Annotated in this window: 13 protein-coding genes; 8 read left to right on the top strand and 5 right to left on the bottom strand. The window is 72.6% G+C overall.

Translation table 11 applies throughout. The features are described from left to right. Positions 1–509 precede the first annotated feature (509 nt). The 8 genes from rimP (at position 510) to ACSMXW_RS27785 (ending at position 8,927) form a co-directional block, all read left to right on the top strand. Complete coding sequence (rimP, locus tag ACSMXW_RS27750; RefSeq protein ID WP_485800245.1) at positions 510–1,109, top strand: ribosome maturation factor RimP; 600 nt, start codon at positions 510–512, stop codon at positions 1,107–1,109. Between the two features lie 2 nt (positions 1,110–1,111). After that, positions 1,112–2,200 carry a transcription termination factor NusA gene (nusA, locus tag ACSMXW_RS27755; RefSeq protein WP_485800246.1) on the top strand — a complete coding sequence of 363 codons (1,089 nt, stop codon included), beginning with the start codon at positions 1,112–1,114 and terminating at the stop codon, positions 2,198–2,200. Between the two features lie 137 nt (positions 2,201–2,337). Next, positions 2,338–2,613 (top strand): YlxR family protein, encoded by a 276-nt coding sequence (locus ACSMXW_RS27760; protein ID WP_485800247.1) that lies wholly within the window; start codon positions 2,338–2,340, stop codon positions 2,611–2,613. Positions 2,614–2,779: 166 nt separating this feature from the next. Beyond that, on the top strand, positions 2,780–5,824 hold the full coding sequence (gene infB / locus ACSMXW_RS27765) for a translation initiation factor IF-2 (protein WP_485800248.1): 3,045 nt from the start codon (positions 2,780–2,782) through the stop codon (positions 5,822–5,824). Between the two features lie 135 nt (positions 5,825–5,959). Continuing rightward, a complete protein-coding gene (locus tag ACSMXW_RS27770; RefSeq protein WP_485800249.1) occupies positions 5,960–6,253 on the top strand; it encodes a DUF503 domain-containing protein in 294 nt (97 codons plus the stop codon). A 108-nt stretch (positions 6,254–6,361) separates the two neighbouring features. Next, positions 6,362–6,862, top strand: coding sequence for a 30S ribosome-binding factor RbfA (rbfA, locus tag ACSMXW_RS27775; protein WP_485800250.1), 501 nt, complete (start codon positions 6,362–6,364; stop codon positions 6,860–6,862). Further along, entirely contained in the window at positions 6,859–7,776 is a 918-nt protein-coding gene (truB, locus tag ACSMXW_RS27780; protein WP_485800251.1) for a tRNA pseudouridine(55) synthase TruB, read from the top strand. The genes rbfA and truB overlap by 4 nt, the downstream gene beginning before the upstream one ends. A gap of 194 nt (positions 7,777–7,970) precedes the next feature. Beyond that, positions 7,971–8,927: a bifunctional riboflavin kinase/FAD synthetase gene (locus tag ACSMXW_RS27785; protein ID WP_485800252.1), complete on the top strand. Its 957-nt coding sequence runs from the start codon at positions 7,971–7,973 to the stop codon at positions 8,925–8,927. A 432-nt stretch (positions 8,928–9,359) separates the two neighbouring features. On the opposite strand, the gene ACSMXW_RS27790 is transcribed toward ACSMXW_RS27785, so the two are convergent. The 5 genes from ACSMXW_RS27790 to ACSMXW_RS27810 all read right to left on the bottom strand — a co-directional run bounded on the left by ACSMXW_RS27790 (position 9,360) and on the right by ACSMXW_RS27810 (position 15,840). Beyond that, entirely contained in the window at positions 9,360–10,433 is a 1,074-nt protein-coding gene (locus ACSMXW_RS27790) for an oligopeptide/dipeptide ABC transporter ATP-binding protein (RefSeq protein WP_485808360.1), read from the bottom strand. A gap of 98 nt (positions 10,434–10,531) precedes the next feature. Continuing rightward, on the bottom strand, positions 10,532–11,746 hold the full coding sequence (locus ACSMXW_RS27795; RefSeq protein WP_485800253.1) for an ABC transporter ATP-binding protein: 1,215 nt from the start codon (positions 11,744–11,746) through the stop codon (positions 10,532–10,534). Continuing rightward, complete coding sequence (locus ACSMXW_RS27800) at positions 11,743–12,687, bottom strand: ABC transporter permease (protein WP_485800254.1); 945 nt, start codon at positions 12,685–12,687, stop codon at positions 11,743–11,745. The genes ACSMXW_RS27795 and ACSMXW_RS27800 overlap by 4 nt, the downstream gene beginning before the upstream one ends. Continuing rightward, positions 12,684–13,766, bottom strand: coding sequence for an ABC transporter permease (locus ACSMXW_RS27805; protein ID WP_485800255.1), 1,083 nt, complete (start codon positions 13,764–13,766; stop codon positions 12,684–12,686). The genes ACSMXW_RS27800 and ACSMXW_RS27805 overlap by 4 nt, the downstream gene beginning before the upstream one ends. A gap of 130 nt (positions 13,767–13,896) precedes the next feature. Further along, positions 13,897–15,840 (bottom strand): ABC transporter substrate-binding protein, encoded by a 1,944-nt coding sequence (locus tag ACSMXW_RS27810; protein ID WP_485800256.1) that lies wholly within the window; start codon positions 15,838–15,840, stop codon positions 13,897–13,899. Positions 15,841–15,951: the final 111 nt, after the last annotated feature.

A 15,951-nucleotide genomic window follows, 5' to 3' on the forward strand; every position in this document is an offset into this window, starting at 1 on the left:
GACGACGCGACGGGTCCCGCAGTGGTCGCTCGCGCGCTTCCCCGCCCCTGGGAACCGGGGTCCCCCGACGCCCACGGCGTCCCGGAGGAACCGGGGTTGCTCTCGGCCCGGCCGCGCCCCGTCAGGGTAGGGCGCGGGGAGCTGTGCCGGCGACCACCCACGGACCGGTGGTCCGAGGGCGGCAGGGGCCGCCCCCTTGGGGTCTGGGCGACGGGGCGGTCGGGGTCGGTGGCGACACGGCGGTCTCGTCGTGGCCGGTCGCGTGGTTCCCGCGCCCCGGGAAGCCGGGGTGCTCCCGGCCAGTAGCGCCTCGTCAGGGGCGCGGGAACCGCGCGAGTGACCGTCTCGTCGGGGCCGGCCCCCGCCGGGGTACCGGGGCGGCCCCCGACATCAGCGGCGCCCCGGTGGACGGCAACACCCCCGGGGACCGGATACGCTTTGACGCGACACGACACACACCCCGTCCCTCGTTTCCCCACAACAGCACACGCGGCCGAGGAGTCACCCGGATGAGCACCACCCAGAGCGAGAGGCTGCGGGAACTGCTGGAGCCGCTGGTCGGCTCCAGGGACCTGGACCTCGAAGAGATCACCGTGACCCCGGCGGGCAGGCGGCGTGTGCTCCGTGTGGTGGTGGACTCCGACTCCGGCGTGCAGCTCGACACCTGCGCCGAGCTGAGCAGGGAGATCTCCGGCGAGCTGGACGCGACGGACGCGATGGGCCCCGGCGAGTACGTCCTGGAAGTGACGTCCCCGGGCACCGACCGGCCCCTCACCGAGCACCGCCACTACGTGCGTGCCGTGGACCGGCTGGTCAAGTTCCGCCTGACGCCCGAGGCGGCCGCGGAGGCCGGCGCGGACGAGCTGACCGCCCGGATCACGAAGGTCGACGACGACGGCCTCGACGTGGCGGTGCCCGGCGTGAAGGGCCGCAGGCCCACCGCCCGCAGGCTCTCCTTCGCGGACATCGCCAGAGCACGCGTGGAGATCGAGTTCAACCGCAGAAGCGGCAGCTCCCCGAGCGAACGGGATACCGCGGGCGAGACGGGCGACACGGACAGCACGGGCGCCGACGACGCTCAGGACACGAAGAACGCAGAGGAGGCGTAGCCGTGGACATCGACATGAGTGCCCTGCGGGGCTTGGTACGGGAGAAGGAGATCTCCTTCGATCTGCTGGTCGAGGCGATCGAGTCGGCCCTCCTCATCGCCTACCACCGCACCGAGGGAAGCCACCGCCGCGCGCGCGTGGAGCTGGACCGCAACACCGGCCATGTGACCGTCTGGGCCCGGGAGGACGCCGAGGACCTCGCGGACTTGGCGGAGGGCCAGGAGCCCCGCGAGTTCGACGACACCCCGAGCGGCTTCGGCCGGATCGCCGCGACCACCGCCAAGCAGGTCATCCTGCAGCGGCTGCGGGACGCCGAGGACGACGCCACCCTCGGCGAGTACGCGGGCCGCGAGGGCGACATCGTCACGGGCGTGGTCCAGCAGGGCCGCGACCCGAAGAACGTCCTGGTGGACATCGGCAGGCTGGAGGCCATCCTGCCCGTCCAGGAGCAGGTGCCGGGCGAGACGTACCCGCACGGCATGCGGCTGCGCTCCTACGTGGTCCGGGTGGCCAAGGGCGTGCGGGGCCCCTCCGTGACCCTCTCGCGCACCCACCCCAACCTGGTGAAGAAGCTCTTCTCGCTGGAGGTCCCGGAGATCGCCGACGGCTCCGTCGAGATCGCCGCGATCGCCCGCGAGGCCGGCCACCGCACCAAGATCGCGGTCCGCTCGGTCCGCTCGGGGCTGAACGCCAAGGGCGCCTGCATCGGGCCCATGGGCGGCCGGGTCCGCAATGTGATGGGGGAGCTGAACGGCGAGAAGATCGACATCGTGGACTGGTCCGAGGACCCGGCCGAGATGGTCGCGAACGCCCTCTCACCGGCCCGGGTCTCCAAGGTCGAGGTCGTCGACCTGGCCGCCCGCTCGGCGCGTGTCACGGTCCCCGACTACCAGCTCTCCCTGGCGATCGGCAAGGAGGGCCAGAACGCCCGCCTGGCCGCTCGCCTCACCGGCTGGCGGATCGACATCCGCCCGGACACCGAGCAGACCGGGCCCGAGGCGGGGGACCGCGAGGCGGCGGGCCGCACCGGCCCGCGCGGTGGGTCCGCGGACCGGGCCGGTACCCCGGACGCACCCCGGGACCGCGCCTGACCCCTGCCCGGGGGAGTACTGTCGGGTAGTGGACCGGTCACCGTCCGGATCGGGACGACATCCGCCGAGATCAGGACGACTGGTGTTCGATTTTTGCCCCAATCGGGTGAGGTCGGCGTGGGGAGGTAGACTTAACGGTGTCTGGCCGGACGCATGTCCGCGCATGCCCTGAGCGCACCTGTGTGGGTTGCCGGGAGCGGGCGGCCAAGCACGATCTACTGCGGATCGTGAGGATCGAGGACGCCTGCGTCCCCGATCCTCGCGGTACGCTGCCCGGCCGGGGTGCATACGTGCACCCCGTCCTGGTCTGTCTGGACCTGGCAGAGCGTCGTCGGGCCTTCACCCGGGCTTTCCGCGCCCGGACGAAGCTCGACACCCAGGCGCTGCGCCGGGCCGTCGAAGACAGCCCCTGAACGTCAGGGGGCACCTGTAAGAAGCGCCGTACGGAACCCCGTGCGGCCCTGGTACCTCGCGAGTCGGAAGTAGGTCGAGATTGCGATGAGCACTCGATGAGTACGCGATGAGTACGCCCATGAAGTAGCGACGGTCCGGCGGTAACCCGGACCTAAAAGGAGCGAAGTGGCTAAGGTCCGGGTATACGAACTCGCCAAGGAGTTCGGTGTGGAGAGCAAGGTCGTCATGGCCAAGCTCCAGGAACTCGGTGAATTCGTCCGTTCGGCGTCGTCGACGATCGAGGCGCCCGTAGTACGCAAGCTGACCGACGCCTTCCAGCAGGGCGGCGGCAATGGCAACGGCTCCGGCCGTGGTTCCGCCAGGCCCGCCGCACCCAGGAAGGCAGCCCCCAGGCCCGCGGCGCCCTCACCGGCTTCGCCGGCCTCCCCGGCGCAGGCGGCCCGTCCGGCCGCCCCGAAGCCCGCGCCGCGCCCCGCGGCCGAGCAGCGCCCCGCGCCTCCGGCGCCGGGCCCGCGTCCCACGCCCGGCCCCCGGCCGGCTCCCAAGCCCGCGCCCGCGGCCCCCGCGACCCCGGAGTTCACCGCGCCGCCGTCGTCCGGCCCCGGCCCGGCCGCGCCCAGCGCGCCCCGTCCCGGCGGCGGTGCGCCGCGTCCCGGTGCGCCCAAGCCCGGCGGCCGGCCCGCGCCCGGACAGGGCCAGGGCCGCGGTGGCCAGGCCCCGCGTCCCGGTGCCCCGGCACCCCGGCCCGGCGCCCGGCAGTCCGGCCCGCGCCCGGGTAACAACCCCTTCACGTCCGGCGGTTCCACCGGTATGGCCCGCCCGCAGGCGCCCCGTCCCGGCGGCGGTGCGCCGCGCCCCGGCGCACCCGGTGCGCCCGGCGCCCCGCGCCCGCAGGGTGCCGGCCAGGGCGGTGCCCGTCCCGGCCCCGGCGGCCCCCGTCCGACGCCGGGCGGCATGCCCCGCCCGCAGGCGCCCCGTCCTGGCGGCGGCCCCGGTGGCAACCGCCCGAACCCGGGCATGATGCCGCAGCGTCCCGCGGCGGGCCCGCGTCCCGGCGGCGGCCCCGGTGGCCGCGGTCCCGGCGGCGCCGGCCGGCCCGGTGGCGGTGGTGGCGGTGGCCGTCCCGGCTTCGCCGGCCGTCCCGGCGGTGGCGGTGGCGGCGGTCGTCCCGGTGGCGGCGGCTTCGCCGGCCGTCCCGGTGGCGGCGGTGGCGGCTTCGGCGGTGGCGGCGGTGGCCGTCCCGGCTTCGGCGGCCGTCCGGGTGGTCCCGGTGGCCGTGGTGGCACGCAGGGCGCGTTCGGCCGTCCCGGCGGCCCCGCGCGCCGTGGCCGCAAGTCGAAGCGGCAGCGCCGCCAGGAGTACGAGGCCATGCAGGCCCCGTCCGTCGGCGGTGTGATGCTGCCTCGTGGCAGCGGCGAGACCATTCGCCTGTCGCGCGGCGCGTCGCTCACGGACTTCGCGGAGAAGATCAACGCCAACCCGGCGTCCCTCGTCGCGGTCATGATGAACCTCGGCGAGATGGTCACGGCGACCCAGTCCGTCTCCGACGAGACGCTCCACCTCCTCGCCGACGAGATGAACTACACCGTTCAGATCGTCAGCCCCGAGGAGGAGGACCGCGAGCTGCTCGAGTCCTTCGACCTGGAGTTCGGCGAGGACGAGGGCGGCGAGGAGAACCTGGTCGCGCGTCCGCCGGTGGTCACCGTCATGGGTCACGTCGACCACGGCAAGACCCGCCTCCTCGACGCCATCCGCAAGACGAACGTCATCGCGGGCGAGGCAGGCGGCATCACCCAGCACATCGGTGCCTACCAGGTCACGACCGAGGTCAACGGCGACGAGCGGAAGATCACGTTCATCGACACCCCGGGTCACGAGGCGTTCACCGCCATGCGTGCCCGCGGTGCCAAGTCGACCGACATCGCCATCCTGGTGGTGGCGGCCAACGACGGCGTGATGCCCCAGACGATCGAGGCGCTGAACCACGCCAAGGCGGCCGACGTGCCGATCGTGGTCGCGGTCAACAAGATCGACGTCGAGGGCGCCGACCCCACCAAGGTCCGCGGCCAGCTCACCGAGTACGGCCTGGTGGCCGAGGAGTACGGCGGCGACACCATGTTCGTCGACATCTCCGCGAAGCAGGGCGTGAACATCGACAGCCTCCTGGAGGCCGTCATCCTCACCGCCGATGCCGCGCTCGACCTGCGCGCCAACCCCGAGCAGGACGCCCAGGGCATCGCGATCGAGGCGCACCTCGACAAGGGCCGCGGCGCCACCGCGACCGTCCTGGTGCAGCGCGGCACCCTGCGGGTCGGCGAGACCATGGTCGTCGGCGACGCCTACGGCCGCGTCCGCGCCATGCTCGACGACCTCGGCAACACCGTCGAGGAAGCGGGTCCGTCCACCCCGGTCCAGGTCCTCGGCCTGACCAACGTGCCCGGCGCCGGCGACAACTTCATCGTCGTCGACGAGGACCGCACGGCCCGCCAGATCGCCGAGAAGCGCGCCGCCCGCGAGCGGAACGCCGCGTTCGCCAAGCGCACCCGCAGGGTCTCCCTGGAGGACCTGGACAAGGTGCTCAAGGCCGGCGAGGTGCAGCAGCTCAACCTCATCATCAAGGGCGACGCCTCCGGTTCCGTCGAGGCCCTGGAGTCCTCGCTGGTCCAGCTCGATGTCGGCGAGGACGTCGACATCCGCGTCCTGCACCGCGGTGTGGGTGCGGTCACCGAGTCGGACATCGACCTGGCCATGGGCTCCGACGCCATCGTCATCGGCTTCAACGTCCGCGCCGCCGGGCGCGCGACGCAGATGGCCGAGCGCGAGGGCGTGGACGTCCGGTACTACTCGGTCATCTACCAGGCGATCGAGGAGATCGAGGCGGCCCTGAAGGGCATGCTCAAGCCGGAGTTCGAAGAGGTCGAGCTCGGCACGGCGGAGATCCGCGAGATCTTCCGCTCGTCCAGGCTCGGCAACATCGCCGGTGTGCTCATCCGCTCCGGCGAGGTCCGGCGGAACACCAAGGCCCGGGTGCTGCGGGACGGCAAGGTCGTCGCGGAGAACCTCACCATCGAGGGCCTGCGCCGCTTCAAGGACGACGTCACCGAGATCCGCGAAGGCTTCGAGGGCGGTATCAACCTCGGAAACTTCAACGACATCAAGGTCGACGACGTCATCGCCACCTACGAGATGCGCGAGAAGCCGCGCGTCTGACAGCGGCGGCACCGGGGCCGGTCGGCGGGCGGAATTCCCGTCGATCGGCCCCGGCCGTTGCGTGTACGGTGCTGGTGTTCCCGCCAGGTGTTGGCGGGAGTGACGATCCCGTACCGGCGGGACATCCGGACACACATGTTTGTGGGGACTCTCTCCTTCGACCTGCTCCTGGGCGACGTGCGGTCGCTGAAGGAGAAGCGCTCCGTCGTCCGCCCGATCATCGCCGAGCTCCAGCGCAAGTACGCGGTGAGCGTGGCGGAGGTCGACCACATGGACCTGCACCGCAGAGCGGTGATCGGCCTCGCGGTCGTCTCGGGGGACGCCGGACACATCACGGACGTACTGGACCGCTGTGAGCGGCTGGTCGCCGCCCGTCCCGAGGTGGAACTGCTCTCCGCCAGACGGCGCTTCCACGGCGACGACGACTGACCGCCGGCCGAGGGCCGAGGGCCCGGCGCGCCCCTGGACGCCGACGGCGCACGGCGGACGCCGAGCCGCACAGCAGACAACGAGGAAAGACAAGAAGGAGACGGACCAGTGGCCGACAACGCGCGAGCGAAAAGGCTGGCGGACCTCATCCGGGAGGTGGTGGCCCAGAAGCTGCAGCGCGGGATCAAGGACCCGCGGCTCGGTTCGCACGTCACCATCACGGACACCCGGGTCACCGGCGACCTGAGGGAGGCGACCGTCTTCTACACCGTCTACGGCGACGACGAGGACCGCGCGGCCGCCGCGGCGGGCCTGGAGAGCGCCAAGGGCGTGCTGCGTTCCGAGGTCGGCAGGGCGGCGGGCGTGAAGTTCACCCCCACCCTCGCCTTCGTCGCCGACGCCCTCCCGGACAACGCCCGCACCATCGAGGACCTCCTCGACAAGGCGCGCGCCTCCGACGCCCGGGTGCGCGAGGCGTCCGCGGGCGCCGACTACGCCGGTGACTCCGACCCGTACCGCAAGCCGGGCGACGCCGAGGACGCCGGGGAGGCCGCCGGCGGCGGCCCCGCCGCCTCCCACGGGGAGCCGAGGGGCGACGCCCCGGAATGAGCCGTACACACCCCGTGCCCGACGGCCTCGTCATCGTCGACAAGCCGTCGGGCTTCACCTCACACGACGTGGTCGCCAAGATGCGCGGCATCGCCGGCACCCGCCGCGTCGGCCACGCGGGCACCCTCGACCCCATGGCCACCGGCGTGCTCGTCCTCGGCGTGCAGCGGGCCACCAAGCTCCTCGGCCACCTGGCCCTCACCGAGAAGGAGTACCTGGGCACCATCAGGCTCGGCCAGGACACCGTGACCGACGACGCGGAGGGCGAGGTCACCGCGGCCACCGACCCGACCGGCCTGCCCCAGGACGCCGTCGACGACCGGATCGCCGAGCTGACCGGCGACATCATGCAGGTGCCGCCCCGGGTCAGCGCCATCAAGGTGGACGGCAAGCGGTCCTACAAGCGGGCCCGCGAGGGGGAGGAGTTCGACCTGCCGGCCCGGCCCGTCACGGTCTACTCCTTCACCGTGCACGACCGCAGGGAGACCACCGCCGAGGACGGTACGCCCGTGCTCGACCTGCTGGTCTCCGTGGTCTGCTCGTCCGGCACCTACATCAGGGCGCTGGCCCGCGACCTGGGCGCGGCGCTCGGCGTCGGAGGCCACCTGGCCGCCCTGCGCCGCACCCGCGTCGGCCCCTACGGCCTGGACCAGGCCCGGACGCTCGACCAGCTCCAGCAGGAGCTGACGGTGCTGCCGATCGCGGATGCCGCCGCGGCGGCGTTCCCCCGCTGGGACGTGGACGCCCGGCGCGCCGGGCTGCTCCGCAACGGCGTCCGGATCGACATCCCCCCGGCGTACGAGGGGGCCGGGCCCGTCGCCGTCTTCGATTCCGAGGGGCGGCTGCTCGCGCTGGTGGAGGAGCTGAAGGGGCGCGCCAAGAGCCTGGTGGTGTTCGCCGGCGGCCCCGGGTGACCCGGTACGTGCATCGCGTCACAGCCCCGCTCACGGCCCCATGCCGATGCATGCCGGACGCTTCCGGCATGGCAGTCTTGGACCTGCGGGATCGGCGTACTCCACGGCGGGCGGCGCGGATTCGGCCCTGACCGCCCCGGGCAGGAGCAAGGTTCGGCGAGCAAGCGATGAGCAAACGACCAAGGAGCGACACCGTGCAGCGCTGGCGTGGCTTGGAGGACATCCCCCAGGACTGGGGGCGCAGCGTCGTCACCATCGGCTCCTACGACGGCGTGCACCGCGGCCACCAGCTCATCATCGGCCGCGCCGTGCGGCGCGCCCGTGAGCTGGGCATTCACTCGGTCGTCGTCACCTTCGACCCGCACCCCAGTGAGGTGGTGCGGCCCGGCAGCCACCCGCCGCTGCTCGCGCCGCACCACCGGCGCGCCGACCTGATGGCCGAGCTGGGCGTGGACGCCGTCCTCGTCCTCCCCTTCACCACCGAGTTCTCCCAGCTCTCGCCCGCCGAGTTCGTGGCGAAGGTGCTGGTCGACAAGCTGCACGCACGGACCGTCGTGGAGGGCCCCAACTTCCGTTTCGGCCACCGGGCCGCGGGCAACGTCGGCGTGCTCACCGAGTTGGGCAGGACGTACGACTACGACGTCGAGGTGGTCGACCTCTTCGTGCGCGGCGAGGCGGGCGGCGGCGAGCCGTTCTCGTCCACGCTCGTCCGCCGGCTGATCGCCGCGGGTGACGTGGCCGGGGCCGCGGAGATCCTCGGGCGGCCGCACCGGGTGGAGGGGGTGGTCGTGCGGGGGGCGCAGCGCGGCAGGGAACTCGGCTTCCCCACCGCCAACGTGGAGACGCTGCCGCACTCCGCGGTCCCCGCGGACGGGGTGTACGCCGGGTGGCTGCTCGCGCAGGGCGAGGCGATGCCCGCGGCGATCTCCGTGGGCACGAATCCGCAGTTCGACGGCACGGAGCGGACGGTCGAGGCGTACGCCATCGACCGGGTCGGCCTGGAGCTCTACGGGCTCCACGTGGCCGTGGAGTTCCTGTCCTTCGTGCGCGGCCAGGCTCGCTTCGACTCGGTCGACGAGCTGCTCGAGGCGATCGGCGACGATGTGAAACGCTCCCGCGAACTCATCGAGTCATACGCTTCCTCCCGCTAGCCGCGGGGGTGCGTTGGGCAGGCGGTCCCCCCGGTTCCGTCAGGGGCGCGGGGCTGTGACCTGGGGATACCACCCATGCCCAGGAGGCAGTGAGGGAGGCTCCGCCACGTGGGCTCCGCCGCGCGGGCACGATCAGCGACGGTGAGGCGGTCGGGTCGTCACCGTCCCGGTGGGGCTGTTTCGGTCGTGTGCGGGCCGTCGGCCGGTGGGGGTTGGTCGCGCAGTTCCCCGCGCTCCTTGGGTGGGCCGGGGCTTGGCTTCGTGCGGTGTGTGCCGATAAGGGGCGCGGGGAACTGCGCGACCAGCGACGACGAGGCGGTCGGGTCGTCACCGTCCCGGAGGGGCAGTCTCCGTCGCATCCGGGCCGCCGGTGGGTGGGTGGTTGCGTGCGCAGTTGCCCGCGCCCTTGGGCGGCGGGGCGTCACCAGCCCCCTAGTCCCGGGCCTGGGCGAGAGCCCAGTGGCAGGCCACCTGGGGCGCCCCGGAACCGTTCAGCACCGGAAGGTCCTCCGTACGGCACGCATCGGCCACCCCGGCCCGCAGGGCCGCCCCGTTCGCCAGAACGTGGCACCGCGCATGGAACCGGCACCCGGAGGGAATCCGCGAGGGGTCCGGGGGCTCTCCGGTGAGGACGACCTCCTCGCCCTCCGCCTCGGGCAGCACGGACAGCAGTGCCTGCGTGTAGGGGTGGCGCGGCGCCGTCAGGACCTGCTCGACGGGGCCGGTCTCCACGATCCGGCCCAGGTACATCACGGCCACCCGGTCGGCGATGTTCCAGGCGAGGCCCAGATCGTGGGTGACCACCAGCGCGGCGAGCCCCAGCTCGTCACGGAGCTTCAGCAGCAGCGCGAGGATCTCGCCCCGCACCGATGCGTCCAGCGACGCCACCGGCTCGTCGGCGACGATCAGCTCCGGCTCCAGCACCAGCGCACCCGCGATCACCACCCGCTGGCGCTGGCCGCCGGAGAGTTCGTGCGGGTACCGCAGGAAGAACCGCTCGGGCGGCCGCAGCCCGGCCCGCGCCAGCGCGTCCGCGACCGCGGCGCTCTCGTCGGCGAACTTACCGGTGGTGCCGTGGATCCGCAGCCCCTCGGCCACCGCGTCGTAGACCGTGTGCCGGGGATTGAGCGAGCCGGTGGGGTCCTGGAGCACCAGCTGGACACGCCTGCGGTACTTCTTGAGCGCGGCCGTCGCATAGTCCAGCGGCCTGCCGCCGAAGGTCACCCGCCCGGACGTGGGCGACTCCAGGCCGAGCAGCGAGCGCGCCAGCGTGGTCTTGCCGCAGCCGGACTCGCCGACCAGCGCCACGATCTCACCGGGCCGGATGTCCAGGTCCACCCCGTCGACGGCGCGGGCCGGGGCGGCACCGTGCCGCCCGGGGAAGGTGATGTGCAGCCCCGCCGCACTCAGCAGTGGCGCGGCAGCGGTGCCGGCGGGCCCGTCGGGGGCCCCGGCGGCGTTACCGGAGGCATCCGTTCCGGAGGCGGCCGCGGGCGTATCGGCCATGGGCGGCTCAGCCGTGGGCGTCTCGGCCTCCGCGGCGTCCGACGCCGGGGTGCCCGTCTCGTCCAGGGAGCCGGCGGAGCCGGGGGAGCCGGAGGTGGTCATGATGTGCTGCTCCTCGCTTCTTCCTGGTCCTCACCCGACGCGGAGCCGTCCGGTGCCGCCGCTCCCGAGGCCGCGCCCTCCGACGCCGCCTCACCCGAGCGCCCGCCGCCCGACGCGGCCTCACCCGACGCGGCCTCACTCGACGCCTCGTCACCCTCGCCCGTGTCGTCCCCGGCCGCGCCGCCGTCCACATGGACGCAGGCCGCGGACCGGCCCGCGCCCGCGTCCCGCAGCGGCTGGTCGTCCACGGCGCAGGAGTCCAGCGCCACGGGGCAGCGCGGGTGGAACGTGCAGCCGGGCGGCAGCGCCGTCGGGTCGGGCGGATCCCCGGGCAGTCCGCGCGGAGCGAACCGCGACGACGGGTCGCCGATGCGCGGGAACGCGGAGGACAGCGCCTGCCCGTACGGATGCCTGGCGTCCTCGTAGACCTGCCGGGCGGGCCCCTCCTCGACCACCCGCCCCGCGTACATCACGGCGAGCCGGTCGCAGGTGTCCGCGAGCACCGCCAGGTCGTGACTGATCATGATGAGGCCGATGTCCTGCTCCGCCACGAGCTGCTCGATCAGCCGGAGGATCTGGGCCTGGATCATCACGTCCAGCGCGGTGGTCGGCTCGTCGGCGATGATCAGCCGCGGATCGCAGGCCAGCGCCATCGCGATCATGACCCGCTGCCGCTGCCCGCCGGACAGCTCGTGCGGGTAGGCGTCGGCGCGCGCCGCGGGCAGCCCGACGTGCTCCAGCAGCTCACGGGCCCGCCGCTTGGCGGCGGCGGGCGTGGCCTTCTTGTGCAGCAGGATCGGCTCGGCGATCTGGTCGCCGATGCGGTGCACCGCGTTCAGGGAGTGCATGGCGCCCTGGAAGACCATCGAGGCCCCCGCCCAGCGCACGGCGCGCACCCGGCCCCACTTCATGGCGAGCACGTCCTCGCCGTCCAGCAGGATCCGTCCCGTCACCCGGGTGCCCGCGGGCAGCAGCCGCAGCAGCGCCATCGCCAGCGTGGACTTGCCGCAGCCGGACTCGCCCGCGATGCCGAGCTTGTGCCCGGCCGCCACGGACAGGTTCACACCCCGCACGGCCGCGGCCCCGCCCGGGTACGTCACCGCCAGGTCCCGTACGTCCAGCAGGGTGCCGTCCGCCGGGGCGGCGGCCGCGGCGGACGCCCCCGTGCCGCGCCGCTCGCCGGCGGTGTCCGTGGTGTCTGTGCCGGTCATCGGGCCACCCCCAGCTTGGGGTTGAGTACGGACTCCACGGCGCGGCCGCACAGCGTGAACGCCAGGGCGACGGCGGCGATCGCCAGGCCCGGCGGCACCAGGTACCACCAGTGCCCCGAGCTGACGGCGCCGGCCTCGCGCGCGTCCTGGAGCAGGCCGCCCCAGGAGGTGATGGTCGGGTCCCCGAGGCCCAGGAAGGCGAGGGTGGCCTCGGAGAGGATCGCGTTGGAGATGCCGAGCGTGGTCTGCGCCAGCACCAGCGGCATCACGTTCGGCAGCACGTGCCGGGACATGATGTGCGCGTGACCGCCGCCCAGCGCCCTGGCCCGCTCGATGTAGGGGCGGGACTCCACGGCGAGCGTCTGGGCACGCACCAGGCGGGCGGTGGTCGGCCAGGTCGTCACGCCGATCGCCAGGATGATGGTGCTCAGCGACCTGGACATCACGGTGGCCAGCGCGATCGCGAGCACGAGCGTCGGCATGACGAGGAACCAGTCGGTGACCCGCATGATCACGGTCGCGTACCAGCCGCGGAAGTGCCCGGCGGTGATGCCGACCAGCGCCCCGATCGCCACCGACAGCACCGCCGCGAGCAGACCCACCGTCAGCGACACCCGCGAGCCCCACAGCACCAGGCCGAACAGGTCCCGCCCGTACTGGTCGGTGCCGAACCAGAACTGGCCGCTCGGACCCTCCATCGGCCTGCCCGGCGCGTCGGTGACGCTCTGCACGTCGGAGCCGAGGGTCAGCGGCGCGGTCAGGGCGACCAGCGCGAACAGCGCCAGAAGGACAAGCCCCACGACGCCCGCCCGGTGGGTGCGGTACTGCGCCCAGAAGCGGGCCACGGAGCGCCGCCGCCGCTGCCAGGCCAGCGCCCGGGGGCTCCGGGCCGCGGGCGGCGCCGGGTCGGGCGGCGCGGTGGTGGTCGTCTCGGTCGTCATCGGCCCACCCGGGGATCGAGCAGCGGATAGATCAGGTCGGCGAGGGTGTTCATGAGGATCACGGCCGCCGAGAACACCAGGAAGCAGCCCTGCACCAGTGGCAGGTCCGGCACGCTCAGCGCCTCGTAGAAGAGGCCGCCGAGGCCCGGCCAGGAGAAGACGGTCTCGACCAGGACGGTGCCCGCCACCACCCGGCCCAGGTTGACGAAGATCAGCGTCATGGTCGGCAGCATCGCGTTGGGCACGGCGTGCCTGCGGCGCACCAGGTCGTCCCGCAGGCCCTTGGCGCGCGCCGTCGTCAGGTAGTCGCTGCCCATCTCGTCGAGCACCGCCGACCGGGTGACGAGCAGCGTCTCGCCGTACTGCACCGCCACCAGGGTGATCACCGGCAGGATCATGTGGTGCACCACATCGAGCACATGACCGAAGCCGCCCCCGCTGCCGGACTCCATGCCCCCGGTGGGGAAGAGGCCCGGCAGCGGGCCGATGCCCACCGAGAAGACGATGATGAGCATCAGCCCGAGCCAGAACGACGGCACGGAGAACAGCGTCAGCGCCAGACCGGTGTGGAACCGGTCCCCGGGCCCGCCGTTGCGCCAGGCCGCCCGGGTGCCGAGCGCCACGCCGAGCGCCGAGTAGAGCACGAAGGCCGTGCCGGTGAGCAGCACCGTGTTCGGCAGCGCCTCCGTGATCTTGTCGAGCACGGGGGTGTTGAACTGGTACGAGGTGCCCAGGTCGCCGGTGAGGGCCTTGCCGCAGTAGTCCGTGAACTGCTGCCACAGCGGCAGGTCGAGGCCGAACTCCCGGCGGTAGGCCGCGAGCTGCTCGGCGGAGACCTGCCGGCCGCCCGTCATGAACTTCACCGGGTCGCCGGGGATCAGCCGGAACAGAAAGAAACCGGTCACCAGGACGGCGAGCAGCGAGACGGCGGCGCCGACCAGCTTGCCCGCGACATAGCGCAGATACGCCACGGTGTTGCGTGCGTCCAGGCCGCGGGCCGGCGGCCCGGCCTGGGCCGGACCGCCTTTCGCCACGTCCGCCGTGCCCTCGGCGAGCGCCGGGGTGCTCTCAGATGCCATACGGTGTTCTCCCGGGACCCGGCCTGATGGCCCCCTGTGTCGCGTTGTTCATGACGTTACGCGCGCCGTGGCCCGCGAGCCCGCCGGGCCGGTCACGGTCCCTGGCGCAGGAGCGGCGGCGTCCGCCGGGCTACTCACGGTCCTCCGCGGTGGAGCGGCGGCGCATCCACACGAACGCCCCGGCACCGGCGAGGACGACCACGGCCACCACGACACCGATGACCACGCCGGTCGAGCCGGACCCGCCCGAGGAGCCCGAGGAGTCCGCGGGCTTCGCCGACCACCAGCTCCAGTAGCCATCCTGGCCGTAGATGTTGCCGGCCGCCTCGGGCATGGTGGTGATCGACTTGATCTGGTCGGTGCGGTACGCCTCCATCGCGTTCGGGTACGCGATGACGTTCATGTACCCGGTGTCGTACAGCCGCGACTCCATCTGCTTGACCAGATCGGCGCGCTTCGCCGGGTCGTACTCGGCGAGCTGCCTGGCGTACAGCTCGTCGTACTTCTTGTCGCAGATGAAGTTGTCGGTGTAGCTGGTGTCCTTCGGAGTGGCCGGGAGTGCGCCGCAGGTGTGTATCGACAGGACGTAGTCCGGGTCGGGGTTGACCGACCAGCCGTCGATGGCCAGGTCGTAGTCACCGGCCAGCCAGGGGTCGGTCACATTGTCCAGGCAGTCGACGGTGAGCCCGATGCCCAGCTTGCCGTACCACTCCTTGAGGTACTTGCCGACGGCCTTGTCCTGCGGGTCCGTGGCATGGCACAGGATGCGGTAGTTCAGCGGCTTGCCGTCCTTGCCGACCCGCTTGCCGGCGGAGTTCTTCCTGTACCCGGCCTGGTCGAGCAGCCGGGCCGCCTTCTGCGGGTCGTAGCCCATCGCCTGACTGGCGGAGGGCTTCCAGAAGTACGTCGAGAAGCGCGGCGGGATGTAGCCCTCGCCGTAGACGGCGTGCCCCTGCCAGACCTTGTCGATGAGCGCCTTGCGGTCGACGGCCAGGAACAGCGCGTGCCGCACCCGCTCGTCCAGCAGCGACGGGTCGCCGTTGCCGAACTTCTTGCCGTTCCTGGCCCGCGCGCCCGGGTTGGTGGCCAGGGCGTAGAAACGCCGGCCGGGGGCGTCGTTCACCTTGACGTTCGCGGTGCCCTTGAGCGACGCGGCCTGGGCGGGCGTCAGGTTCTGGACGAACGACACCTCACCCTTCTGCAGTGCGGCGACGGCGGCGTCGTTGTCCTTGTAGTACTTGAAGACGAGGTTCTCGAACTTGGGTGCGCCCCGCCAGAAGTCCTTGTTGGCCTTGAGCTTCACATAGCTGTCGGCCTTGTAGTCGGTGATGGTGAACGGGCCGTCGCCGACGATCGGGAACTTCTGGTCGTTGTTGAACTTGCTGAAGTCCTTGACGCCCTGCCAGACGTGCTTCGGCACGATCGGGACGTCGATGGCCTCCATCGTGGACTGCGGCTTCTTCAGGGTGATGACCAGCTTGGTGGGGCTGGGCGCCGTCACCTTCTTGAAGTTGCCGACGTAGCTGCCGTTCGCCGTGGCGGCGCCCGGGTCCGTCATCATCTTGGTGTACGTCCAGGCCGCGTCCTCGGCGGTGACCGGCTTGCCGTCCGACCACTTGGCGTTGCTGCGGATCGTGTACGTCCAGGTCAGCTTGTCCGCGGACGGCTTCCAGCTGGTCGCGAGCCCCGGGATGGCGTGCGCGTCCTTGGGGTCGTAGTCCGTCAGGTACTCGTACGACAGCCGGAGGATGCTGGTGCTGACCAGGCGCACCGCGAGGAAGGGGCTCAGCGAGTCGACGCTCTGGGCGACCGCGACCGTGAGGGTCTTGTTGCCGCTGCCCGAGGCCGCGGCGGCCTGCTGCGGCGCGGGGTTCAGCGGTGTGGCGAGCCCCGCCGTCAGCGCCAGGGCCCCGGCGCCGGCCGCCGCCAGCCGGTACCGGCCGCGGACCCCGCGCCGGGCCGGGCCCTCGGATGCGCCGGGCCGGGCCGGGCCGAACGGGTGCGGGCCGTCTGAGTGCCGGCCGTCTGACTGCCGACCGGGCGAGCGCCGGCCGTTCTTCTCGTGTCTGTCCATGGGTCGGTGACCTCGCCTAGTCGCTCGCGCAGGGATGGCCTTCTTGATCATGGTGCGCCAGCTTGGTTGATGAGTGTGTTTATCAGCGCGGGTCTGCGCGAGTCAACGCTC

The sequence above is a fragment of the Streptomyces sp. DSM 116793 genome, assembly GCF_057320905.1.

Excerpts from the sequence above, each read along its gene's own strand:
- rimP (WP_485800245.1), top strand. The coding sequence starts at position 510 with ATGAGCACCACCCAGAGCGAGAGGCTGCGGGAACTGCTGGAGCCGCTG.
- ACSMXW_RS27770 (WP_485800249.1), top strand. The coding sequence starts at position 5,960 with ATGTTTGTGGGGACTCTCTCCTTCGACCTGCTCCTGGGCGACGTGCGG.
- truB (WP_485800251.1), top strand. The coding sequence starts at position 6,859 with ATGAGCCGTACACACCCCGTGCCCGACGGCCTCGTCATCGTCGACAAG.
- ACSMXW_RS27790 (WP_485808360.1), bottom strand. The coding sequence starts at position 10,433 with ATGGCCGATACGCCCGCGGCCGCCTCCGGAACGGATGCCTCCGGTAAC.
- ACSMXW_RS27795 (WP_485800253.1), bottom strand. The coding sequence starts at position 11,746 with ATGACCGGCACAGACACCACGGACACCGCCGGCGAGCGGCGCGGCACG.
- ACSMXW_RS27800 (WP_485800254.1), bottom strand. The coding sequence starts at position 12,687 with ATGACGACCGAGACGACCACCACCGCGCCGCCCGACCCGGCGCCGCCC.
- ACSMXW_RS27805 (WP_485800255.1), bottom strand. The coding sequence starts at position 13,766 with ATGGCATCTGAGAGCACCCCGGCGCTCGCCGAGGGCACGGCGGACGTG.
- ACSMXW_RS27810 (WP_485800256.1), bottom strand. The coding sequence starts at position 15,840 with ATGGACAGACACGAGAAGAACGGCCGGCGCTCGCCCGGTCGGCAGTCA.